At 57.1% G+C, this 19,406-nt stretch carries 15 protein-coding genes; 7 read left to right on the top strand and 8 right to left on the bottom strand.

The features are described from left to right. Window positions 1–85: 85 nt before the first annotated feature. Complete coding sequence (locus AC2FJV_RS15950) at window positions 86–379, top strand: ArsR/SmtB family transcription factor (RefSeq protein WP_142639497.1); 294 nt, start codon at window positions 86–88, stop codon at window positions 377–379. Here the strand turns inward: AC2FJV_RS15950 and AC2FJV_RS15945 are convergent. Next, window positions 376–3,372 carry an ABC transporter transmembrane domain-containing protein gene (locus tag AC2FJV_RS15945; protein WP_496714079.1) on the bottom strand — a complete coding sequence of 999 codons (2,997 nt, stop codon included), beginning with the start codon at window positions 3,370–3,372 and terminating at the stop codon, window positions 376–378. The genes AC2FJV_RS15950 and AC2FJV_RS15945 overlap by 4 nt on opposite strands. A 214-nt stretch (window positions 3,373–3,586) precedes the next feature. Between AC2FJV_RS15945 and AC2FJV_RS15940 the strand changes: the two genes are divergently transcribed. Beyond that, window positions 3,587–3,976, top strand: a complete 390-nt coding sequence (locus AC2FJV_RS15940; RefSeq protein ID WP_496714078.1) for a DUF3307 domain-containing protein — start codon at window positions 3,587–3,589, stop codon at window positions 3,974–3,976. A gap of 20 nt (window positions 3,977–3,996) precedes the next feature. On the opposite strand, the gene AC2FJV_RS15935 is transcribed toward AC2FJV_RS15940, so the two are convergent. From AC2FJV_RS15935 to AC2FJV_RS15905, 7 genes are all read right to left on the bottom strand, one after another. Continuing rightward, window positions 3,997–4,719 (bottom strand): hypothetical protein, encoded by a 723-nt coding sequence (locus AC2FJV_RS15935; protein ID WP_142639393.1) that lies wholly within the window; start codon window positions 4,717–4,719, stop codon window positions 3,997–3,999. A 55-nt stretch (window positions 4,720–4,774) separates the two neighbouring features. Continuing rightward, entirely contained in the window at window positions 4,775–6,079 is a 1,305-nt protein-coding gene (locus AC2FJV_RS15930) for an NAD(P)/FAD-dependent oxidoreductase (protein ID WP_496694538.1), read from the bottom strand. Next, window positions 6,076–6,750, bottom strand: coding sequence for a TetR/AcrR family transcriptional regulator (locus tag AC2FJV_RS15925; RefSeq protein WP_282022267.1), 675 nt, complete (start codon window positions 6,748–6,750; stop codon window positions 6,076–6,078). The genes AC2FJV_RS15930 and AC2FJV_RS15925 overlap by 4 nt, the downstream gene beginning before the upstream one ends. Next, window positions 6,751–8,295, bottom strand: a complete 1,545-nt coding sequence (locus AC2FJV_RS15920; RefSeq protein ID WP_496694539.1) for a trimethylamine methyltransferase family protein — start codon at window positions 8,293–8,295, stop codon at window positions 6,751–6,753. Between the two features lie 2 nt (window positions 8,296–8,297). After that, window positions 8,298–10,700, bottom strand: a complete 2,403-nt coding sequence (locus AC2FJV_RS15915) for a GcvT family protein (protein WP_496714064.1) — start codon at window positions 10,698–10,700, stop codon at window positions 8,298–8,300. A 111-nt stretch (window positions 10,701–10,811) separates the two neighbouring features. Continuing rightward, the gene (locus AC2FJV_RS15910) at window positions 10,812–11,441 is read right to left on the bottom strand and encodes a glutathione S-transferase (protein ID WP_281973448.1); all 630 of its coding nucleotides are present in this window, start codon (window positions 11,439–11,441) and stop codon (window positions 10,812–10,814) included. Between the two features lie 18 nt (window positions 11,442–11,459). Continuing rightward, window positions 11,460–11,990 carry a class I SAM-dependent methyltransferase gene (locus tag AC2FJV_RS15905; RefSeq protein ID WP_271951544.1) on the bottom strand — a complete coding sequence of 177 codons (531 nt, stop codon included), beginning with the start codon at window positions 11,988–11,990 and terminating at the stop codon, window positions 11,460–11,462. Window positions 11,991–12,190: 200 nt separating this feature from the next. Here AC2FJV_RS15905 and AC2FJV_RS15900 point away from each other — a divergent pair, with 200 nt between their 5' ends. From AC2FJV_RS15900 to AC2FJV_RS15880, 5 genes are read left to right on the top strand one after another with little or no spacing between them, the layout of a single operon-like run. After that, on the top strand, window positions 12,191–13,963 hold the full coding sequence (locus AC2FJV_RS15900) for an ABC transporter ATP-binding protein (protein WP_271951542.1): 1,773 nt from the start codon (window positions 12,191–12,193) through the stop codon (window positions 13,961–13,963). Then, window positions 13,956–15,866 carry an ABC transporter substrate-binding protein gene (locus AC2FJV_RS15895; RefSeq protein ID WP_496678916.1) on the top strand — a complete coding sequence of 637 codons (1,911 nt, stop codon included), beginning with the start codon at window positions 13,956–13,958 and terminating at the stop codon, window positions 15,864–15,866. The genes AC2FJV_RS15900 and AC2FJV_RS15895 overlap by 8 nt, the downstream gene beginning before the upstream one ends. A gap of 14 nt (window positions 15,867–15,880) precedes the next feature. Further along, window positions 15,881–16,909: an ABC transporter permease gene (locus tag AC2FJV_RS15890; protein WP_271951540.1), complete on the top strand. Its 1,029-nt coding sequence runs from the start codon at window positions 15,881–15,883 to the stop codon at window positions 16,907–16,909. Next, window positions 16,906–18,060 (top strand): ABC transporter permease, encoded by a 1,155-nt coding sequence (locus AC2FJV_RS15885; protein WP_281995905.1) that lies wholly within the window; start codon window positions 16,906–16,908, stop codon window positions 18,058–18,060. Before AC2FJV_RS15890 ends, AC2FJV_RS15885 begins: the two co-directional genes overlap by 4 nt. Continuing rightward, the gene (locus AC2FJV_RS15880) at window positions 18,057–19,400 is read left to right on the top strand and encodes a CoA transferase (protein ID WP_496714063.1); all 1,344 of its coding nucleotides are present in this window, start codon (window positions 18,057–18,059) and stop codon (window positions 19,398–19,400) included. Before AC2FJV_RS15885 ends, AC2FJV_RS15880 begins: the two co-directional genes overlap by 4 nt. Window positions 19,401–19,406 lie beyond the last annotated feature (6 nt).

Here is a 19,406-nt window from a genome sequence, read left to right as displayed (position 1 = left end):
TTGCGCCAAAGCCAAGTTTGGAACCAATACGCACGTGACAGTTCAAGACCACGAAACACTGAATTCGGACGAAACTCCGCCCGGCATGCAGGAAAGTGCAGCACGTGCCGCCGCGTACCTTAAGACGCTGGCGCATGAAGGCCGCCTGATGATTTTGTGCCATCTGGGTGATGGCGAGAAATCGGTTGGTGAGCTGGAAAAACTGCTGCAAATCCGGCAGGCCGCAGTCAGTCAGATGTTGGCACGCCTACGAGAAGAACAGCTGGTGTCGACACGGCGCGATGGCAAAACCATCTACTATTCCCTGCAGGACGGAAATACAGCGAAAGTCATCCAGCTGCTATACGACCTGTTCTGCAAACCTGAAGCCAACCCCTAGTTCGAAACATAGCCGGCGATCACCTGCATCAGCTTGAAAGCGGTTGCGGCATCGTTTTCGACCACGGCCAGGAATTCTTCCTCACCGATACGCAGACAAGACAGGTCGGTTTCCGCGATCATGCTCAGGGCGCGGGGTTCCTTTCGGATCAACCCCAACTCTCCGACCAATGCGCCGGAGCCAACCGTTGCGATCAGTTGATCGGGACCTTCTGGTTGCGGCAAATACAGGCCTGCCTCGCCTTCCAAAACGACATAGGCCCCATCGGTGGGCTGGTCGTCTTTCAGGAACACCACCTCTCCCGGTTGAGCCTGGAACCAGCGCGCACCAAATGCCAGAAGGCGCAGCTGCCTGCGGTCAAGACCGGAAAACAGCGGCGTCTGTTCCAGCGCACGAAGCTTGCGCGCCAAATCGGCTGATGCTGCGCTATCTTCTTCCACGTCGGCGGGTCCTTCGTCTGAAACCACACGACCTTGCCTTATTTCTATGAACATGTCGAATACGTCAGGGTTTTCGTACTGATCGTTCAGATAAATCACCGTCGCATTTGGCAACAGGGCGCGCAGGTTGTTATAGACCGCAATCTGAGTTTCCATGTCATAGCTTGCCAAAGCATTATCCAGGATCAGAATGTCGGGTTTCTTGATCGTAGCCCGCGTAAAGGCCAAAGGTTCGGCGAAAACCGCAGGCAGGTTCTGCCCGCCCAGCGAGACCGGTACATCGTAAATCAGCTCGACCACCAAAGGTCGGGCTCCGTTTTCAGAAAGGACATCAACGATCAGCTTACGGACCTCATCTGATCGCGCGCCGCCGATCTGGCTGACCTTACCGAACAAAGCGTTCTCCATCACGGTCAGACCGGGGGCAAACTCGGTTTCCTTCAGCGGCACGAAGACATCATTCAGATGTTGCAGCAGTTTTTCGGAGTGGCTTTGCCGCAATTCAAGTATGCGGTTTTTCAATTCATCCGTAAACGCGGGGCCAATCTGTTCTGCCGAGATGACAAACGGAACCGCCAGAAGGTTGGCCAGTTGCCCATCATCCAGACCGCTGACACCTTCGTTTCGGGTGCGCTCTACCAGTTCGACTGCAGCTTCGTAGACTTCGGCCTGCAGGCCAAGCTTGCGGAACAACGGGTGGTCCGTGCCGTCCAACCCAAATATCTGGCGCAACATATCAATGACATCGCGCGTCAGGCTGACCAGGGTTTCGTCCAAGCCCAGCTCGCGCAGCTGCCCCAAAAACACGCCCTGACGGGTCAGTATTTCCTGAGTGACCGGAACGCAGGGCGTCGCGAAAAGCAGGTTTTCCGCGACCGGCAAGGCCGCATTATATGCATTGCGGTCAAAGATCAGAGCCTGCTGTTGCAGCCCAGCCTTGACTACCGCCTCCTGAACTTTGGGCCGTAGTTCAACCAGTTTTCTGACCAACTCGGGGTGCTCGTTGGCTTCGAATGTCTGTTCAGCACCGCGCTGAAACAGGGCAGCGCCCGAACCTAGACCGTCGATCAGTTGTAACCACCAGTCGCGCAGGTCTTCCACGGTGTTCAAACCAGCCAGCGACGGGTCCAGCCAATCAACTCTAAACGGGTCGGTACTGTTGCCCGCTCGTCTTGTTTCAGCAAAGCCGGGGTCGTCTGATTCTGTCGACAGAGGACGAAGACGCATCGGCATCATCACATTGTCGCCCAAAGTTCCCTGAAACATAACCGGTCGCGATGAGGCAAAACCGATCCGCGCAGCAATGACCCCCTGATGCAGCTTTGACAAATCTTCCTGCCCGACCGTTACCCTGCCGGAACTGGGCAGGATCTCTCGGGTCAGCAATTCCGAAACCGCACGCCGGTCTTCTTCGCTGGGCGCAGCGATTCCGATGGTTTTACCGCCCGGGAATGTCAGATCGAGGTCGTCCAGAACCAGATTCCCGTCCATGTCACGAACAGATGCATGTTTCAGAACAATATCCCCGTCCAGCCTGGGATGTTTGTCGGGCTCGCCTTCGAACAGGCTTTCGTCCTGCATTCCAGAGGGTGCAAAGCGTTCGATCACAACATCCCAGCGCAGGGACATATCCTGTGTCTGGTTGTAATATGTGAGCAACTCTTTCCAAGGCGAACTGAGGTCCTTGTAAGCCGCCAAAGCCGCAACCAACGCCCCCAACGAGACCGAGCCCTGCAAGACCAGAATGCCGCCAACCAGATAGAACAGGAATGGGGTAAGCTGCGAAATGAAGTTGTTGATGAACTTCATAAAGAACTTTTTCTGGTAGATATCGAAGCGGATTTCAAACAACCGGCCCAGCTGATCCGAGATCATGGCCCGGCGATACCGCCAGCCGCCATTTGCCCGCAGCGTTGACGCACCTGCTGCGTTTTCACCAATCTGTGCAGCCAGCACGCGCACTTCCTGGATGCGGCTTTTGTTCAACAGATTGATCTGGCGCTGCAGCTTTGGGATCAACCAGGCCTGTAACGGGATCAGGGAAACGGCAGCAAGCCCGAACCAAAAGCTCTGTAGGAACAGGAAGGACAGTATCGTGATCATCTGTCCCGCCTGCAATACCGGCTGGCTGATCGCATCGCCCATCAGCCCACCCATCGGCTCGCTTTCAGCGGTGATCATCGACACCATTTCGCCTTGGCTGACCCGTTCGAAATAGGGTTGCGGAAATCTCAAGGCGCGGCTGATCATCTGATACCGGAATCGGCGCAGCATCCGTTCGCTCAGGATGCCTTTCATGGTGTTGATGCGCATTTTCATCAAACCATGCGCCAGAACGGCGAGCAGAAACCCAATGCATAATATGATCAGAAAATTCGTTTGCGACAGGCTGTAGCCCAGCACATCAACAACAGGGGTCGCAGCCCCGATCGCGTCATTGATGATGCGCTTGGGCAGTTCCAGCGTCAGGTATAGCAGCGGAAACAAAGACGTGGTTACGGCCAGCAAAATCAGCTGGTCGCGCTTTGAATATTTCCAGATAAAACGGAAAATCGTGCGTTCTATGGAACCTGCCCCTGCTGCGGATCACTGACCCGGTCTTTACGAAATTCTCGTAAATTCAACAGTCTGAATTTACCGCAATCAAGCCTGCAGACGCAAATAGTTTCCGAATTGAACAGATATTTGCCGAATGTGAACAAGTTCATTTGCGCAACCTCACATTAGCCCCTACTGTTTGCTTCAGGACGATATCGGGAGGATTCATTTGCCTGCCACTCTAGGCACTGTGTTATTGATGCTCTGCTTATTGCAGATCAAACATATGTTTGCAGATTTTTACCTCCAGACGCCTAAGATGCTGTCCGGCCGAGGCGAATATTTTCACTGGGGACGCGCCCAACATGCCGCTGTACATGTTATTGGGTCGGTGTTGGTTTTCTTGGTATTCGGCACCCCGCTGCCGTTTATCCTAATCATTGCCGGGCTAGAGTGGATCGTTCATTTCAACATCGACTTTGCCAAAGCCAGCTATTCCGACAAAAAACAGCTTATGCCAACCCAGGCAGCCTTTTGGCGGGCAGCCGGGCTGGATCAGTGCATGCATAATCTGACCTATGTGGCAATGGTCTGGGCCTGGGCGACATTCGCGGCCTGAACCAGAATTACCACAGCAATTCAGAGCTGAGTGGCCGATGGATAGAGCGATAGCCACCTCTGGTCTATGGCATCGATCTTCTGCGGGTCGAACTCGGTCTCAACTTCCCAGTACCGGCCAGACTCCACGAAATATCCAAGATCCGACTCCGACCGTATGATCTCAGCCATCCCCGATGTAGAAGGCATCTCGACCGAAGACAAATCTTCGCTGTCGACCGAGGGGTAAACCAGTCGGCTTGGCCCTTCGAACAATCGCACTGTGCGACAGCCCTGCGCCGCAGCAAACAATCCTAGTCGCGCCGACTTCGCCTCAAGCAGTCGCAAGGTCACATCGGATCGCAACGGATCTGCGGCTCCGTTGCCGTAGAAATGCGTCCGACCCTGTCCGGAATAGATCATATCGCAACCGCAATAAGCCAGAACCGAGGGCTGTAATGCAGACAAAGCCCAGTATCCGGCGGTAAAGGCCATCGTTCCCCCGGCATAGACAAACCCACCGAAACCATTCTGTATCGGAACGTATTCATTTGCAGTGACTATACGCTGGATGTCACTGACAGATGTGGGCATGTTCTTGGTCGGGAAATCCTCGGGGTGGATCAGAAAATCCCAGTCTGCGCGGACCCGCCAGGCATTGTTGATAGCGACGATATGCGTGAACGGCGTACGCGCCCAGTCCCGCGCACGCAGCGCGGTGGGGGCGCTGCCGAGGATCAGAACCTTGTTCTTCGATTTGGTCATTATGCGTCCGGGCTCAACTCGATCCCGTGAATGCTAGTGCATCAGGACGCGTCGGCTAGCCCAAAACGGAAAAACTGCTTTCTTTGTTGATCGGGCGCTTGCGGGAATAGAAACCGACATCGATTGTGCGTCCAATATAGGGCAGTTCAAATTGTAGCGGCGCACTGTCATGATCCGCGCCGTCTTCGCAATACCCGATCAGCGCCGTCATCATCTTGCCTGCAATCGGCGCGTTCTTGTACTGATTTCCACTGGATCCGCAGGCCATATAAAAACCGGGAAGGCTGGATTTGTCATAGATCGGAATCCAATCCGTAGACGCATCATACAGGTCCACCACACCGCGGGTCTTGGAAGGAATGCCAAGACTGGGCACTCTCTGGGCATAGCGCATCGCTTGCGTCGTCCACTGGTCGGTAAAGTCACGATAATAGGTTACGTCATCTTCGCACCATTGATGTGGGTCGCATTCGGGGTCTTCCGAGCCCACCAGGATGTGGTTGCCATGCTCTGGCCGGCAATAGCAGGCGATATCGCTGTCCGACACGATTGTCCCGTCATTTTCAAAGTCAAACCCCTCGGGCGCAGGGACGTGAACGACCTCTTGGCGCAAGGGGCGGGTCTGAATGGTCATGTCATCCAGAACATCTGCCATCCCGTTGATGATGGCCGAACCCGGCCCGGCTACGTTAACCACAACTTTTGCATGAATGTCTTCTCCCGATGCCAACCTGACACCAGAAACTCGCCCGTCATCAGTCAAAATCTCGACCACTTCGGCCCCGGTCCGCACTTCGGCCCCGTGCTGTTTGGCGGCATCCATCAGGTTCTGTGCGGATAGGGCCGGATCGGTGACATACCCGGCTTGAGGCCAGTAAACGCCGCCTTGCATCTTGCGTCCGTTGGGCTGCCCAAACTCGGGGTCATCCATGCGACGAGCGGGGGCAAAACTGTCCTGCGAATAGACCGGCAGCCGGTCGGTGACCTGTTCGGGGGACCATTCCTCGAACGGGCAATTCAGCGCGGAGCTGTTCTTCATGTGTTTTTCCAGCAGCCCGTTCGCCTCGGTCTTCATGACCAGACAGCCGGTTTCGCGGAATTGGGCCAGATCGGCGCCTTGCGGCAGGCCAAGATACTCGGCCCAGTCGCGCCAATAATGATAGCCTTCCCAGGCGAATGCCGTGCCGTCAAAGGTGGAATAATGCATCCGAATGATCGCGCAGGATCCGGCGGTTGAGCCATGGCCAACCTGAGCGTTTCGGTCCAGAGATACGGTTTTCCACCCGGCCTTGGCCATTTCAAATGCGATGGCCGCCCCGATCACACCGGTTCCGATGATGATTGCATCTGGTTGACTCATGATGGCTCTCCTTTCCAGTGATGGCGCGAATAGGCGCTGAATTCTTCTACTTCCTCTGGCCTCGGCTCGACCCCGGTGAAGACATATAGATAATGCGGCACCATTGATATCCGCGTGGACATCGGTTCATTCAGCTGCGCTAGATCGTATCCTATCTGCATGTAATACAGCACGCGCGCACGGGTTTCCGCCTCGACCTCGGAATAGCCAAAGCGGGCAAACATGGCGTGCAGCGCTAGCAACCGTCGGGCGTCAGACTGGTCCAGCGCGCGCCGCACCTTGCCCGATTTGCGCGCCCAGTCGCGCACCGCGAAATCCAGCGCGGTGTCAAACAGGTCGGTATTGACGACACAGCGATGCACATTGCACACCGCACCGGTTATCGTCTTTGCCGGAGCTTCGGCCTGCGCGACCAATGCCGCGGTATTGGTGGCCTGCCACCGTGCCAGAAGAGCATCCAGCAGTTCCTGGCGCGATTTGAAGTACCAATAGAAGGACGACCGAGACACGGCCATCCGTTCCGCCAGATTCATCACCTTGATCTGATCGACCCCGTCCGAGATTAGCACATCCAACGCCACGTTCAGCCAGTCGTCGCGCGTGACCTTGACATTTCCGATCAGCGGTTCAGCTTCCGGGTCGTCCCGGTGCAGGATGGGTTTCGTATTCATTTAACTCTCCGGCGGCGCGCCGCCCTCTTCGGTACGTTTGGCAATAAAGTCCTTCAGCGCGCCAATCTGGTCGCTGTTTTGCTCAGGTGGCTGAAAATTGGCCAAAATCTCCTTCCATACACCAGTCGCACGACTGTTTGCGTCCAACGATCCACGCTCGGCCCAGGTGCCGAAATTGGCATAATCATGGACATGCGGCTCATAGAATTCGGTATTATAGCGGTCCATCGTCTGGCTGGATGCAAAGAAATGTCCGCTGGGCTCGACCTCGCTTAGCGCGGTGTCGAACCCAATTTCAGCCTCGCCAGCCTGCGCCCCGGTGCACAGCTCGGCCACCATGTTCAGCACTTCGGCGTCGCAGACCAGTTTTTCAAAGGACACGGTCAATCCGCCCTCTAGCCATCCCGCCGAGTGAATGATCACCGTCGCCCCGGCCATCAGGCACCCCCACAGGCCAAACTGGTTTTCATTTGCCGCCTGCACATCATTGATGTTTGAAGCCGACCCCGCAGCCGAGCGCCACGGCAGGCCCAGATGCCGCGCCAACTGCCCGGCCGCCAGTGAGGCCTGAAAATGCGAGGGCGTTCCAAAGGCCGGAGCACCGGATTTCATATCCACATTGCTGGTGAAAGTGCCATAGCACACAGGCGCACCGGGACGTGCCAATTGCGTCAGGGTCAGTGCGGCCAACGCCTCGGCATGGGACAGGGTGATGGCCCCCGCCACCGTGATCGGTGCCATCGCCCCCATCAGCGTAAAGGGCGTGATGATTGACATCTGCCCGTGCCGAGCAAAGTCGATTAGCCCCTGCGCCATCGGTATGTCCAGCGTACGCGGGCTGTTGGTGTTGATGATTGTATAGCTGTGCGGAGAGGCCTGAAACTCGTCATCCGACAGGCCGCGCGCGGTCGACAGCATCTCAAAGCAATCCATCACCTGCGGTGTCCCGCGCGAGAAGAAGAATGGGAACTTGTCTGTCAGCTCCATCTGCGCCTGCGTGGTGAAATAGTGCCGCAGAGGGGTCGGCACATCCTGCGGTTCAACCTGAGGCGAGATCATCTGGAACACGTCGAAATGATGGGTGAGCTTCAGAAATTCCAGATAGTCCTGCCCGGTCGCCGGGCGACGTCCGCGTTCCAGATCAGTGGCATTCGGCGCCCCTGCCCCCGGTTGAAACACAAGGCTACCCAGTTCCAGCGTGAAATCCCGGTGCGACGCACCGGCCCGGCAGGCAATGGATTTCGGCGCCGAGGCCACCGCAGCCTCGACCATGTCGCGACCAATAAAAACCATTTCGCTATCGACATCAACGCGCGCGCCAGCTTTGGCAAAAATGCTCCGCGCCTCAGGCAGCAGCACCTTGATGCCCAACTCTTGCAACAAACGCAGCGCGGTTTCGTGCATGTCAGCGATCTGATCCGCCGGAAACACCTCCATCACCGGGAATGGATTCCTCAGCTGGCGGTAGTCGACCTTGCGGTTGGTCGCAGGCGCGGCATCAGCGCCACGCCCTCGCCTTCGCCGTCCACGTTCGGGGTTGGTCATTGTCAGCCCCGCATCGCTTTGCCCTGTGGATCATAGGGCGACGGCGCGATGACCCGCGCAGGTCGTTCGACCCCAACCACATGGACAGACAGTTCAGTGCCTGGTGCGGCCTTGTCACGATTGACCAGCGCCATCGCCAGGGACTTGCCGGTGTAGTGGCCATAGCCGCCCGAGGTGACAAAACCCACGTGCTCTGCCCCTGACCAGACAGGTTCGTATCCGCTGGCATCTGCGTCCAAAGCATCAACCTCAAGCGTCACCTGAACCTGCGCAGGACCATTGCCATCGCGTTCGGCCAAGGCGGCCTCTTTACCGACGAAATCCTTGTCCCAATCGATCCAGCGATCCATACCTGTCATGCCCGGCGTGTACGCTTGCGTGAATTCCGCCGACCAGATGCCAAAGCTCTTCTCAAGCCGCGTGGACAGCATCGCGTTGAAACCGCACTCGCGGATGCCCGCGTCGGCCCCGGCCTCAAGCAACATCCGGCGCAGCTTGATGTGATCGCCATAGCGGCAGTTGATCTCATAGCCTTTTTCACCAGTGACTGACATGCGCGCAACGCGAGCCCTGACAAGACCGATATCAAAATCACCACAGCCCATGAATTTCAGGCCCGAGACGTCCTGCTCGGCCAGTTTTTGGATTACTTCCTGCGATTTCGGCCCGACCAGACCGAACCCGCAATACTCCTCGCCCAGATCGCGAACCTCGACTCCGTCGATCATATGATCGTCGAACCAGCGCATATGCCAGGCGCGCAGGTAATAGCTGCCCATGATCCACCAGGTGCCATCGCCCCAATTCAGAACGGTCAGATCCCCTTTTAGCCGCCCATTCTCACCCAGCATTGGTGCCAACTTGGCCAGTCCCGGCGCGGGCAGTTTCGAAGCCATCACGTGATCCAGCCACAGCTCGGCATTTGGTCCGGTGACCTCGAACCGGGAAAAGCCAGAGATGTCCATCAGGCCGACGCCCTCGCGGATCACCTTGCATTCCTTGGCCACGATGTCATGCGCGTTGGATCGCTTGAGGGTCGGCGTTTCTTCGAACCCTTTCGGCGCGAAGTACAGCGGCACCTCAAGGTCCCAGCTGACACCCCATTTGCATCCCGCTTCAGTCATCGCGTCATGAGCTGGCGCCATCTTCAGCGGACGACCGGCAGGCAGCTGTTCGTTCGGATAATTCATCACGAAACGGCGGGAATAGAATTGCCCGGTGGTTTCACGGATATAGCGTTTGTTCTGGGCAAAATCGCCATAGCGGGCAATGTCCATCGGCCATGCATCGGCCTCGGGCTCGCCATGGATCATCCACTCAGCCAGCGTTTTGCCAACGCCGCCGCCCTGCAGGAACCCGGCCATGACAGCGCAGGCGGTCCAATACCCGCGTTTGCCTGGAACCGGCCCGACCAGCGGGTTACCATCAGGCGAGAATGTAAACGCCCCGTTGACCCAGGTTTTGATGCCGACATTCTGGATCGACGGATAGCGTTCAAAGCCCAACGTCAGTTCATTCTCGATCCGGTCAAGCTGCTCCTGAAACAGTTCCTCGCCATAATTCCACGGCGCGCCGTCCATGGCCCAATGTTCATGGTCGACCTCATAGATACCGACCAGAACGCCCTTTTGGTCTTGCCGCATATAGGTGAACCCCTCGAGGTCCACGGTCATTGGCATCTCAAAATCCGCCGCCGCCACTTCGGGTACTGTATCCGTGATCAGATAGTGATGTTTCAGCGGCGACACTGGCAGCTCAACACCCGCCATGCGCCCGACCTGCTTGGCCCAAAGCCCCGCGGCATTGACCACGTGCTCGCAAGTTATTGTGCCCCTGTCCGTCACGACCTGCCAGCCATCATCGGTCTGGATCAATTCCTCGACCTTGGTCTCCTCGTAATACTCGGCACCGCGTTTCTTGGCGGCAGTTGCATAGGCCTGAACCGTACCGGTCGTGTCGATATAGCCCTCTCGATCGGCCCACATCGCGCCCAGAACGCCGTCAGTCGACATGATGGGACAGCGCTTTTGCGCCTCTTGTGGGGTCAGCAATTCGCAATCATCGATGCCGATGGACTGGAATATACGATAGTTGGCCTGCAGCCACTCCCACCGCTCGGGCGTTCCAGCCAAAGTCAGACCACCAGTCATGTGCAGGCCGATATTCTGCCCGGATTCCTTTTCGATCTCGCTGAGAAGGTCGATTGTATAGGCCTGCAGCGATGCCATGTTCGGATCCGCGTTCAGCGCATGAATACCGCCCGCCGCGTGCCAGGACGATCCCGACGCCAATCGCCGCCGTTCCAGCATGACCACATCTGACCAGCCGAATTTGGCCAAGTGATACAGAACCGAGGCGCCCACAACGCCGCCACCGATGACCACAACGCGATACTGAGATTTCATTATGCTCTCCCCTGCATGACTCGAGGGAGACGCTAGTGATACTGTTCACACCTGTCTAGACATTTCTGTACAGTGCAAGTGAGCAAGTTCAGACAGCTCAATTTCTACGCCTTAAAGCTGTGCGCTTGTACGCGAAGCAATCTTGTCGAACCAAGACAGCGTCGCGGTATTTTCCTGTGGAATCCGCATCTTGATCACGCGGGCAAAGTCAACGAACACAAAGGTTGAGATATCGGCCAGCGTGAACTCAGCCCCCGCAACAAACGCACTATCCTTCAGCCGCGTTTCAAGCAAATCAAAAAACCGGCCAACCCGGTCCATGCCACGCTGTGCCAACTCGGGTATCTGCGCATAGTTCGCCGGGCCCGGAATCGCCCGATCCTTGAACGCGGGATGGGTGTTGCGCAGAGCCTCGGCAATAGGCACTCCACCCTGCTGCTCGACAATGCTGTTCCACATCAGGACCAGCCCCTTTTCATCTGGCGTACGTCCCATCAAAGGTGGTTCGGGAAAGCGCGCCTCAAGATAGGCGGCAATGCCCAGGTTTTCGGTCAGCGTTGCGCCCTCATCCGTCACCAGAACAGGGATCGTCGCATTGGGGTTTACCGCAAGGAAAGCGCCATCCAACTGTTCCGCCTTTGCAATCGAGATATTGCGCGTTTCAATCTCCAGCCCTTTTTCCGCGATCAACATGCGCGCGCGGCGCGGGTTTGGAGCGGTCGTGCAATCATAGAAAAGCATTTGGTATCCTTCTCGCGCTTAGCGGCGGTAGATAAAGCAACGTCCGTCCACCGCATGTTCAGGCAGCGGGATTTCGGTCAGGTTTTCGAAATACATCCGGTCGCTGGACACCATCAGCCCACCTTCTGCCAACAACGGTTCTATCAGGGGGGAAACCAACCGCGCGAAAGCATCGTTCTTGTCCCTGTTATGGCCGCCAAGATCCGCATGGATCAAACTGGCCGTCGGCCCAAACCGTTCCAGCGCCGCAGGCAGAGTCTCACGCACATCCCCCAGAATCACCAGATCCTCGGGCGGGGTAGAGTCCGGATGGGAGGCCACGGCGCGCTCGAACACATAGACCGGACGGTTTTGAATGTACTGAACCATGTGATGATAAGTACGACCATTCCCCAATCCCAGCTCGAACACCGGACCGGACATGGTACTTGTCTGTGCAATGGCATGGTCCAGGCAGGCACGCTGCGACACCATACGGTCGATGAACAGGTCAAGACGGCTTTGGGGATCGGGCACTGGGAAATCTCTCCTTGATATTTGACGACACATAACCTGTGACCGACATCGCATGTGATGACAAATCCTCAAGGCATTGTGTAGGCAAATCGGCCTCAGTTTCACGTTTTCGCGACATTTCACCCCAAGAACGGGTTTGACTATACAGGCACAACCGCGCGAAACTGCGACAAAAAACACAGGGAGTTGATCAAGCCTATGCCGAGCTACGGCCTAACGGGTGGAATACCCGCATGACTGCGTTGTTGTCTGTCCGGGACCTCAGCATCGGATTTGGTGCCGGAGAGTCTGTGGTTCAAGGCGTCAACTTCGACGTCGAAGCGGGACAGACACTTGCGCTTGTGGGTGAATCAGGGTCGGGGAAAACGATCTCATGCCGGGCTGCGTTGCGCATTCTTCCCCGAGCAGCCCAAATTCGAAGCGGCACGATTACTCTAAATGATTCCAAAGGTATAGAGGAACTGACTCAGATCAGCGAGCGTCAGATGCGCGGCATTCGCGGCAATCGGATCTCGATGATATTTCAAGAGCCGATGCGCTCGCTCTCTCCCCTGCACAAAATTGGCAATCAGGTCAGCGAAGTTCTTTGGCTGCATCGCAATGCCTCCGAGGCACAGGCCCGCAAAACGGTTCTGGAACAGTTCGAACGCGTGGGTTTTCCAGACCCTCAGCGCGCCTATGATTCTTACCCGTTCGAGCTGTCCGGCGGGATGCGCCAACGCGCCATGATCGCTATGGCCATGGTTTCCAAACCGGAATTACTGATCGCGGACGAGCCGACGACAGCATTGGACGTTACGACACAGGCCCAGGTGCTGGGGCTGATCAAAGAGCTTCAGCGTGAAACGGGAATGGCGCTGATCCTTGTGACCCATGATTTGGGGGTCGTCGCCAATATGGCCGAACAGGTCGTGGTCATGCACAAAGGCCGCGTGATGGAGGCTGGAGCAGCGGCACCGATCCTGACCAGCCCTGCTCACCCCTATACCCAACAGTTGTTCAACGCCGCGCCCGAGATTCCGGATCAGGACGCGGTTGGCATCCCGATGCCCGACGAAGATCTGATCCTTCAGATGAAGGCCGTGTCGAAAACCTATACGATGCGATCCAGCAAGGGCTGGCAGGGCGAACGCCTGATCCATGCCTGCCGCGGAGTCGATCTGAACCTCGCGCGGGGCAAGACGCTGGCGATCGTCGGCGAAAGCGGCTCGGGCAAAACTACGGCCGCCCGCATCGCACTAGGGGCTGAGCCGCCTGATCCGGGCGGAGAGGTTCTGTTTCGAACCTCCCCCGATGAAGAAGCGATCACCGTTCACAAGATGACCCGGACCCAGCGCACCGCGTTTCAGCGCAAGGCGCAGATGGTGTTTCAGGATCCCTACAGCTCTCTCAGCCCTCGCATGCGCATTCAGGATGCGATGACCGAACCGTTGGAGATTCACCGTATCGGATCGACCGCCGAGCAGCGCGAAAAAGCGGCCGAGATGCTGACACGTGTTGGCCTGAACGCCGATATGCTGAAACGCTATCCCCATGCTTTTTCCGGCGGCCAAAGGCAGCGCCTGTCGATTGCCCGCGCAATGATGCTCGACCCTCAGCTTATTGTCTGTGACGAACCCACTTCGGCTCTGGACGTGTCGGTTCAGGAACAAATCCTGACATTGCTGGAACATTTGCAGGACAGCCTGAACTTGTCGTATTTCTTCATCTCGCACGACCTTGCGGTCGTTGCACGCATTGCCGACGAAGTTGCTGTGATGCGTCGTGGGCTTGTCGTGGAACAGGCCCCGCCCGAGACACTGTTTTACAACCCTCGTCACCCTTACACCAAAGCACTGATTGCTGCGCAGCCAGAGCCCGACATCAACCGCCCCATCGACCTGAATTTGGTTGCTTTGGGTGCTGGTTCACCTGACAGTTGGGATGACGCCTTCCGATTTACCGACTCCGTGGTACCTTCATTGGTAGAGATGGAGCCCGGCCATAAGGTACGATGCCATGTTTAAGACCACTCGCCCGCTGTTACTGGCCGTTGCGCTGGCCGCAACATGGGCCCTGCCCGCCACGGCAGACATGCCCGAGTTGCAAGAAAGTACTTTCTGGGAAACCGAAGTGAATGCGGGGAACCTTCCGCCCATACAGGACCGAATTCCCGCCGAACCCCTGATTGTGGATCTTGCTGCAAAAGGCAGGGAATTCGGCAAACAGGGCGGCACTTTGCGCACAATGATTACACGGTCCAAAGACATCCGGCAGATGGTGGTTTACGGATATGCCCGCCTTGTTGGGTTCGACCAGACCTATCAGGTCGTTCCAGACCTGCTTGAATCCTTCCAGAACGACGACAACCGCAAATACACCCTCAACCTGCGTGAAGGTCACAAATGGTCGAATGGCTCTCCGTTCACTTCCGAGGACTTCCGATACTGGTGGGAGGATGTGGCAAATAATGAACTGCTCAGCCCGTCGGGACCACCGGATTTTCTGATCGTCGAAGGCAAGACTCCGACCGTGACCTTCCCCGATGAAACGACCGTTGTGTTTGAATGGGAAGATCCCAACCCCGGCTTCCTGCAGGCTCTGGCACAAGCGCGCCCGCCTTTCATCTACCGCCCTTCCGAGTTCCTGAAACAGTACCACGAGAAATACGCTGACGCAGAAAAGCTTGCCTTTCAGGTTGAAGATGCCCGCGTCAAAAGCTGGGCAGCTTTACACAACAAACTCGACAACCTTTACAAGTTTGACAACCACGAGTTGCCAACCTTGCAGCCCTGGTTGAATGCAAGTTCGGGCAAAAAGATCCGTCACAACTTTGTTCGCAATCCCTATTTTCATCGCATCGATAGCCATGGGGTGCAGCTTCCCTATATCGACGTGGTCGAGATGGAGATCGTGGCCGGGGGTCTGGTTGCTGCAAAAACCAATGCTGGCGAATCCGATCTACAGGGGCGCGGACTGGCGTTCCGCGACGCTTCGATCTTGAAAAAAGGCGAGGCCGGTGGAGACTACAAAACCTTGCTGTGGAAAACCGGGGTTGCCTCACAGATCGCGATTTACCCCAATCTGAACTACGAAGACGAAGCATGGCGTGCCGTTTTGCGTGACGCGCGTGTTCGCCGCGCGCTGTCTCTGGCAATCGACCGCAAAACGATAAATCAGGCGCTGTATTTCAAACTGGCCCATCCCGCCGCGATGTCGGTCTTGCCTGCTTCGCCCTTCTTCAACGAAGAAAACGCAAAGGCATGGGCACAGTACGACATCGAATTGGCGAATGCGCTGCTGGACGAGGCCGGCCTGACCGAACGTGACAAGAACGGCACGCGGCTGTTGCCGGATGGCCGCCCGATGGAACTGGTCATCGAAACTGCAGGTGAGCGGCAAGAGGTCGAAAACGCCTTGCAAATCGTCACAGACACATGGCGCGACATTGGCGTCGATCTTATTATGCGCCCATTGGACAGGGACATTCTGCGCAACCGGGTGTTTGCCGGCAGCACAATGGCGTCCGTCTGGTACGGCTGGGATGACGGCATCCCGCAACACCACACCTCACCAGCTTATCTTGCCCCTACCGATCAGGTGTTTTTGGCCTGGCCAAAATGGGGGCAGTACTATCAGACCGGAGGCGATGTTGGTGAGAAACCCGATATGCCCGAGGCCGAGCGCCTGATGGAACTGGCCCATAACTGGGAGGTCGCCTCGACTGATGAGGAACGCAAGGCCGCATGGGATGAGATGCTGAAAATCCACGCTGACCAACTTTATGCCATTGGCATTCTGAACGGTGCGCCTCAGCCTATCGTCGTATCGAACCGCCTGCGCAACGTCCCCGAGCAGGCCATGTGGGCCTGGGAACCCGGCGCACATTTCGGCATTCACCGGCCGGACGAATTCTTTTTCGCCGACTGATCAGGAGCAGCCACATGGTCATGCTGCGCTATGCAGTCTATCGCTTTTTCACGATGCTGCTGACCCTTCTGGTGGTGTCGGTTCTGGTATTCGTGATTATCAACCTGCCCCCGGGCGACTATCTCAGCAATCAGATCGCTGAACTGCAGGCGTCCGGACAATCGGCGGGTGTGGCCAAGGCAGAATTCCTGCGCGCGGAATATGCTCTGGATCGCCCCATGTGGGAGCAATATCTGATCTGGATCGGTTTCTGGCCTGGCCCGCATGGGTTCGATGGGCTGGTGCAAGGCAACTACGGCTGGTCCTTTGAATTTGACCGCCCTGTCGCAGAAATCGTGGGCGACACGCTGTGGCTGACCGTCGTGGTAAATCTGGCCGCCATCCTGTTCGTATATGCGGTGGCCTTGCCACTGGGTGTCCTTGCAGCCGCGAAGTCGCGGACCTGGATCGACTATACCTCGGCCTTTGTAGGCTATTTGGGTCTGGCAACGCCGAACTTTCTACTGGCACTAATCCTGTTTTACTATGGGCACCGCTATTTCAACCTACCAATCGGAGGCCTGATGGACCCGTCCTTTGAAGGGCTGCCGATGAGTTGGGAAAAGCTGAAATCCATCCTCGTCCATTTGATCGTACCGACCTTTGTGATCGGCACATCTGGCGCTTCGGCGATGATGCAGCGATTACGGGCGAATATGCTGGATGAGCTGGGCAAACCCTATGTGGAAACCGCCATTGCCAAAGGCATGGCCCCGTCGCGGATGCTGACCAAATATCCGCTGCGTGTGGCCTTCAACCCCTTTGTCGCGGATATCGGAAACCTGCTGCCTTCGATGGTCTCCGGCTCTGTTCTGGTATCGGTTGTTCTGGGCCTTCAGACAATCGGCCCGACATTGCTGACCGCGCTGAAAACCCAGGACCAGTTCCTGTCCGCCTTCATCCTAATGTTTGTGGCTTTGCTGACACTGATCGGTACGATGATCTCTGACATTCTGCTGGTCATGCTGGACCCGCGCATCCGATATGAGGGGCGTGAAGCATGACCCAACATCCTGATGGTCGCTATGTCGACGACGCCCCATTCGATCCCGATGCCGCCCTGCAACAGCTTGAGCGCGCCGATTTGGATGCTCCGAACTGGATTCTGGTCTGGCGCAAATTCCGAACCCACAAGCTGGGCCTGATTTCCGGCGTCTTCCTGTTGCTGTGCTATCTCATGCTGCCCTTTGCGGGTTTCATCGCGCCTTATGGCCCGAATGAACGTAATGACGAGCACCTCTATGCCCCGCCGCAAAGCATCAACTGGTTCCATGAGGGCAAATTCATCGGGCCTTATGTCTATTCGATGGTGGCCGAGGCGGATCTGGAGACCTTCCAGTGGAAGTTCGTTGCCGACACCGACACACCGCGGCCAATCAAGTTTTTCTGCGAAGGGGCCGAGTACAAGCTGGCGGGTCTGATCAAGTCGGACACGCATCTGTTCTGCGCGCCTGAAGACGCGACTTTGTTCCTTTGGGGGTCGGATCGTCTAGGCCGTGATGTATTCAGCCGTATCCTCTTTGGCGCCCAGCTGTCATTGACGGTGGGTCTGATCGGGATTTCAGTGTCCTTCTTTCTTGGTATCCTGTTCGGCTCGATTGCGGGATATTTTGGCGGCAGAATCGACTGGGTGATTAACCGTATAATCGAAATTCTGCGCTCACTACCTGAATTGCCCCTTTGGCTCGCGCTATCAGCGGCGGTCCCCTCGAATTGGAGCCCGGTCGCGGTATTCTTCATCATCTCGATTATCCTGGGGATTCTCGACTGGCCTGGCCTTGCGCGATCTGTTCGTGCCAAATTCCTATCGTTGCGCGAAGAAGAATACGTACGTGCAGCCGAAATGATGGGAGCAAGCTCGGGCCGGGTGATCCGCAAGCACCTGCTACCCAACTTCATGTCGCACCTGATCGCATCGGCAACCCTGTCGATCCCGGCAATGATCCTGGGCGAAACGGCGCTCAGCTTCCTTGGGCTTGGGCTGCGCGCCCCGGCCGTCAGCTGGGGTGTGATGCTGAATGATGCGCAGAACCTTGCGTCGATCGAGATCTACCCCTGGACGGCCATCCCGATGCTGCCGATCATTGTCATCGTGCTGGCATTCAACTTTCTGGGTGACGGGCTTCGTGACAGCCTGGATCCATATCAGCAATGACGCTGTTATCCGTGCTGCCATCACCCGAAGGGTATCGGACAACCGGCACCGGAGCCCGACCCAGCGTGTATGCAGTCTCCGAACTGGCGACCGCCAGCTTTGCGGCTGTTGGTCAGGAACTGGCACGCCTGATGGGCGCGCTGAACCTGACCCAATGCCCGCCCGAGATTTTGGTCGATCACCGGTTGGCGTCTCTCTGGTACGGATATTCTTTCAAACCCGATGGCTGGGAAATGCCCAACCTCTGGGACAGTATCGCCGGTGATTACCTTGCCAATGACGGTTGGATCAGATTGCACACGAACCTGCCTCAGCACCGTGCGGCCGCCCTGAAAGTCCTGAAGGTCAAAGGAGATCGGGACGCGGTTACAAAGGCTGTTGCAACTATGTCGGCAGCCAGTCTTGAAAACGCTGTCGTGGCTGAGGGCGGTGTCGCAGCCGCCATGCGCAGCCGCGGGGAATGGCAGGATCATCCACAGGGGCGCGCGGTTTCACGAGATCCGCTGATCGGGTGGCACAAACCCCGACAGATTACGCTTCGCAATCGGCCACAGGCAACGGCCAAGCGCCCGCTGGCAGGTCTGCGCGTGCTTGATCTGACCCGCGTTCTGGCCGGTCCGGTTTCAACTAGAACTCTGGCGGGGTTCGGGGCAGAGGTTCTGCGCATTGATCCTCCGGACTGGGACGAGCCGGGTGTGATCCCGGATATTTCTCTGGGTAAGCGCTGTGCCTATCTGGACCTGAAATCCCCCGCAGGGATCGAGTTGCTACACGGCTTGCTGACCCAGGCGGATGTCTTCATTCACGGCTATCGCCCTGGCGCATTGGACGCGCTGGGCCTCACCCAAGCCAAACGGGACGAGCTTGCCCCGAACAGAGTAGAAGTCACACTGAATGCCTATGGCTGGCAAGGCCCTTGGTCTTCGCGGCGCGGATTTGACAGCCTCGTACAGATGAGCAGCGGGATTGCCGATGCAGGTCGGGTATGGGCCGGTGCAGACAAGCCGACACCCCTGCCGGTGCAGGCGCTGGACCACGCGACTGGATATCTGATGGCTGCCGCCGTCCTGTCAGCATTGTCCGAAGCCGCGAAGGGTGCGCCGATCATGCAGGCCCGATTGTCGCTGGCACGCACGGCTGACCTGCTGACCATTCTAGGCAAGTTCGACACCAAGACAGAAATTGGCGCTTCGGTTCCTGCTGATTTCACGACCAAGACCGAAACCTCTGGATGGGGACCGGGCCACAGGTTGAAGCCCGCGCTCTCGGTTGGTCCGGCCCAGATGTCGTGGGACCTTCCCGCAAGCAAGCTGGGCACGTCGAGCGCCACCTGGTCATAGCCCTAC

Source organism: Ruegeria sp. CDSA241 (assembly GCF_059611265.1).
This window is presented reverse-complemented; position numbering and strand designations above follow the sequence as displayed.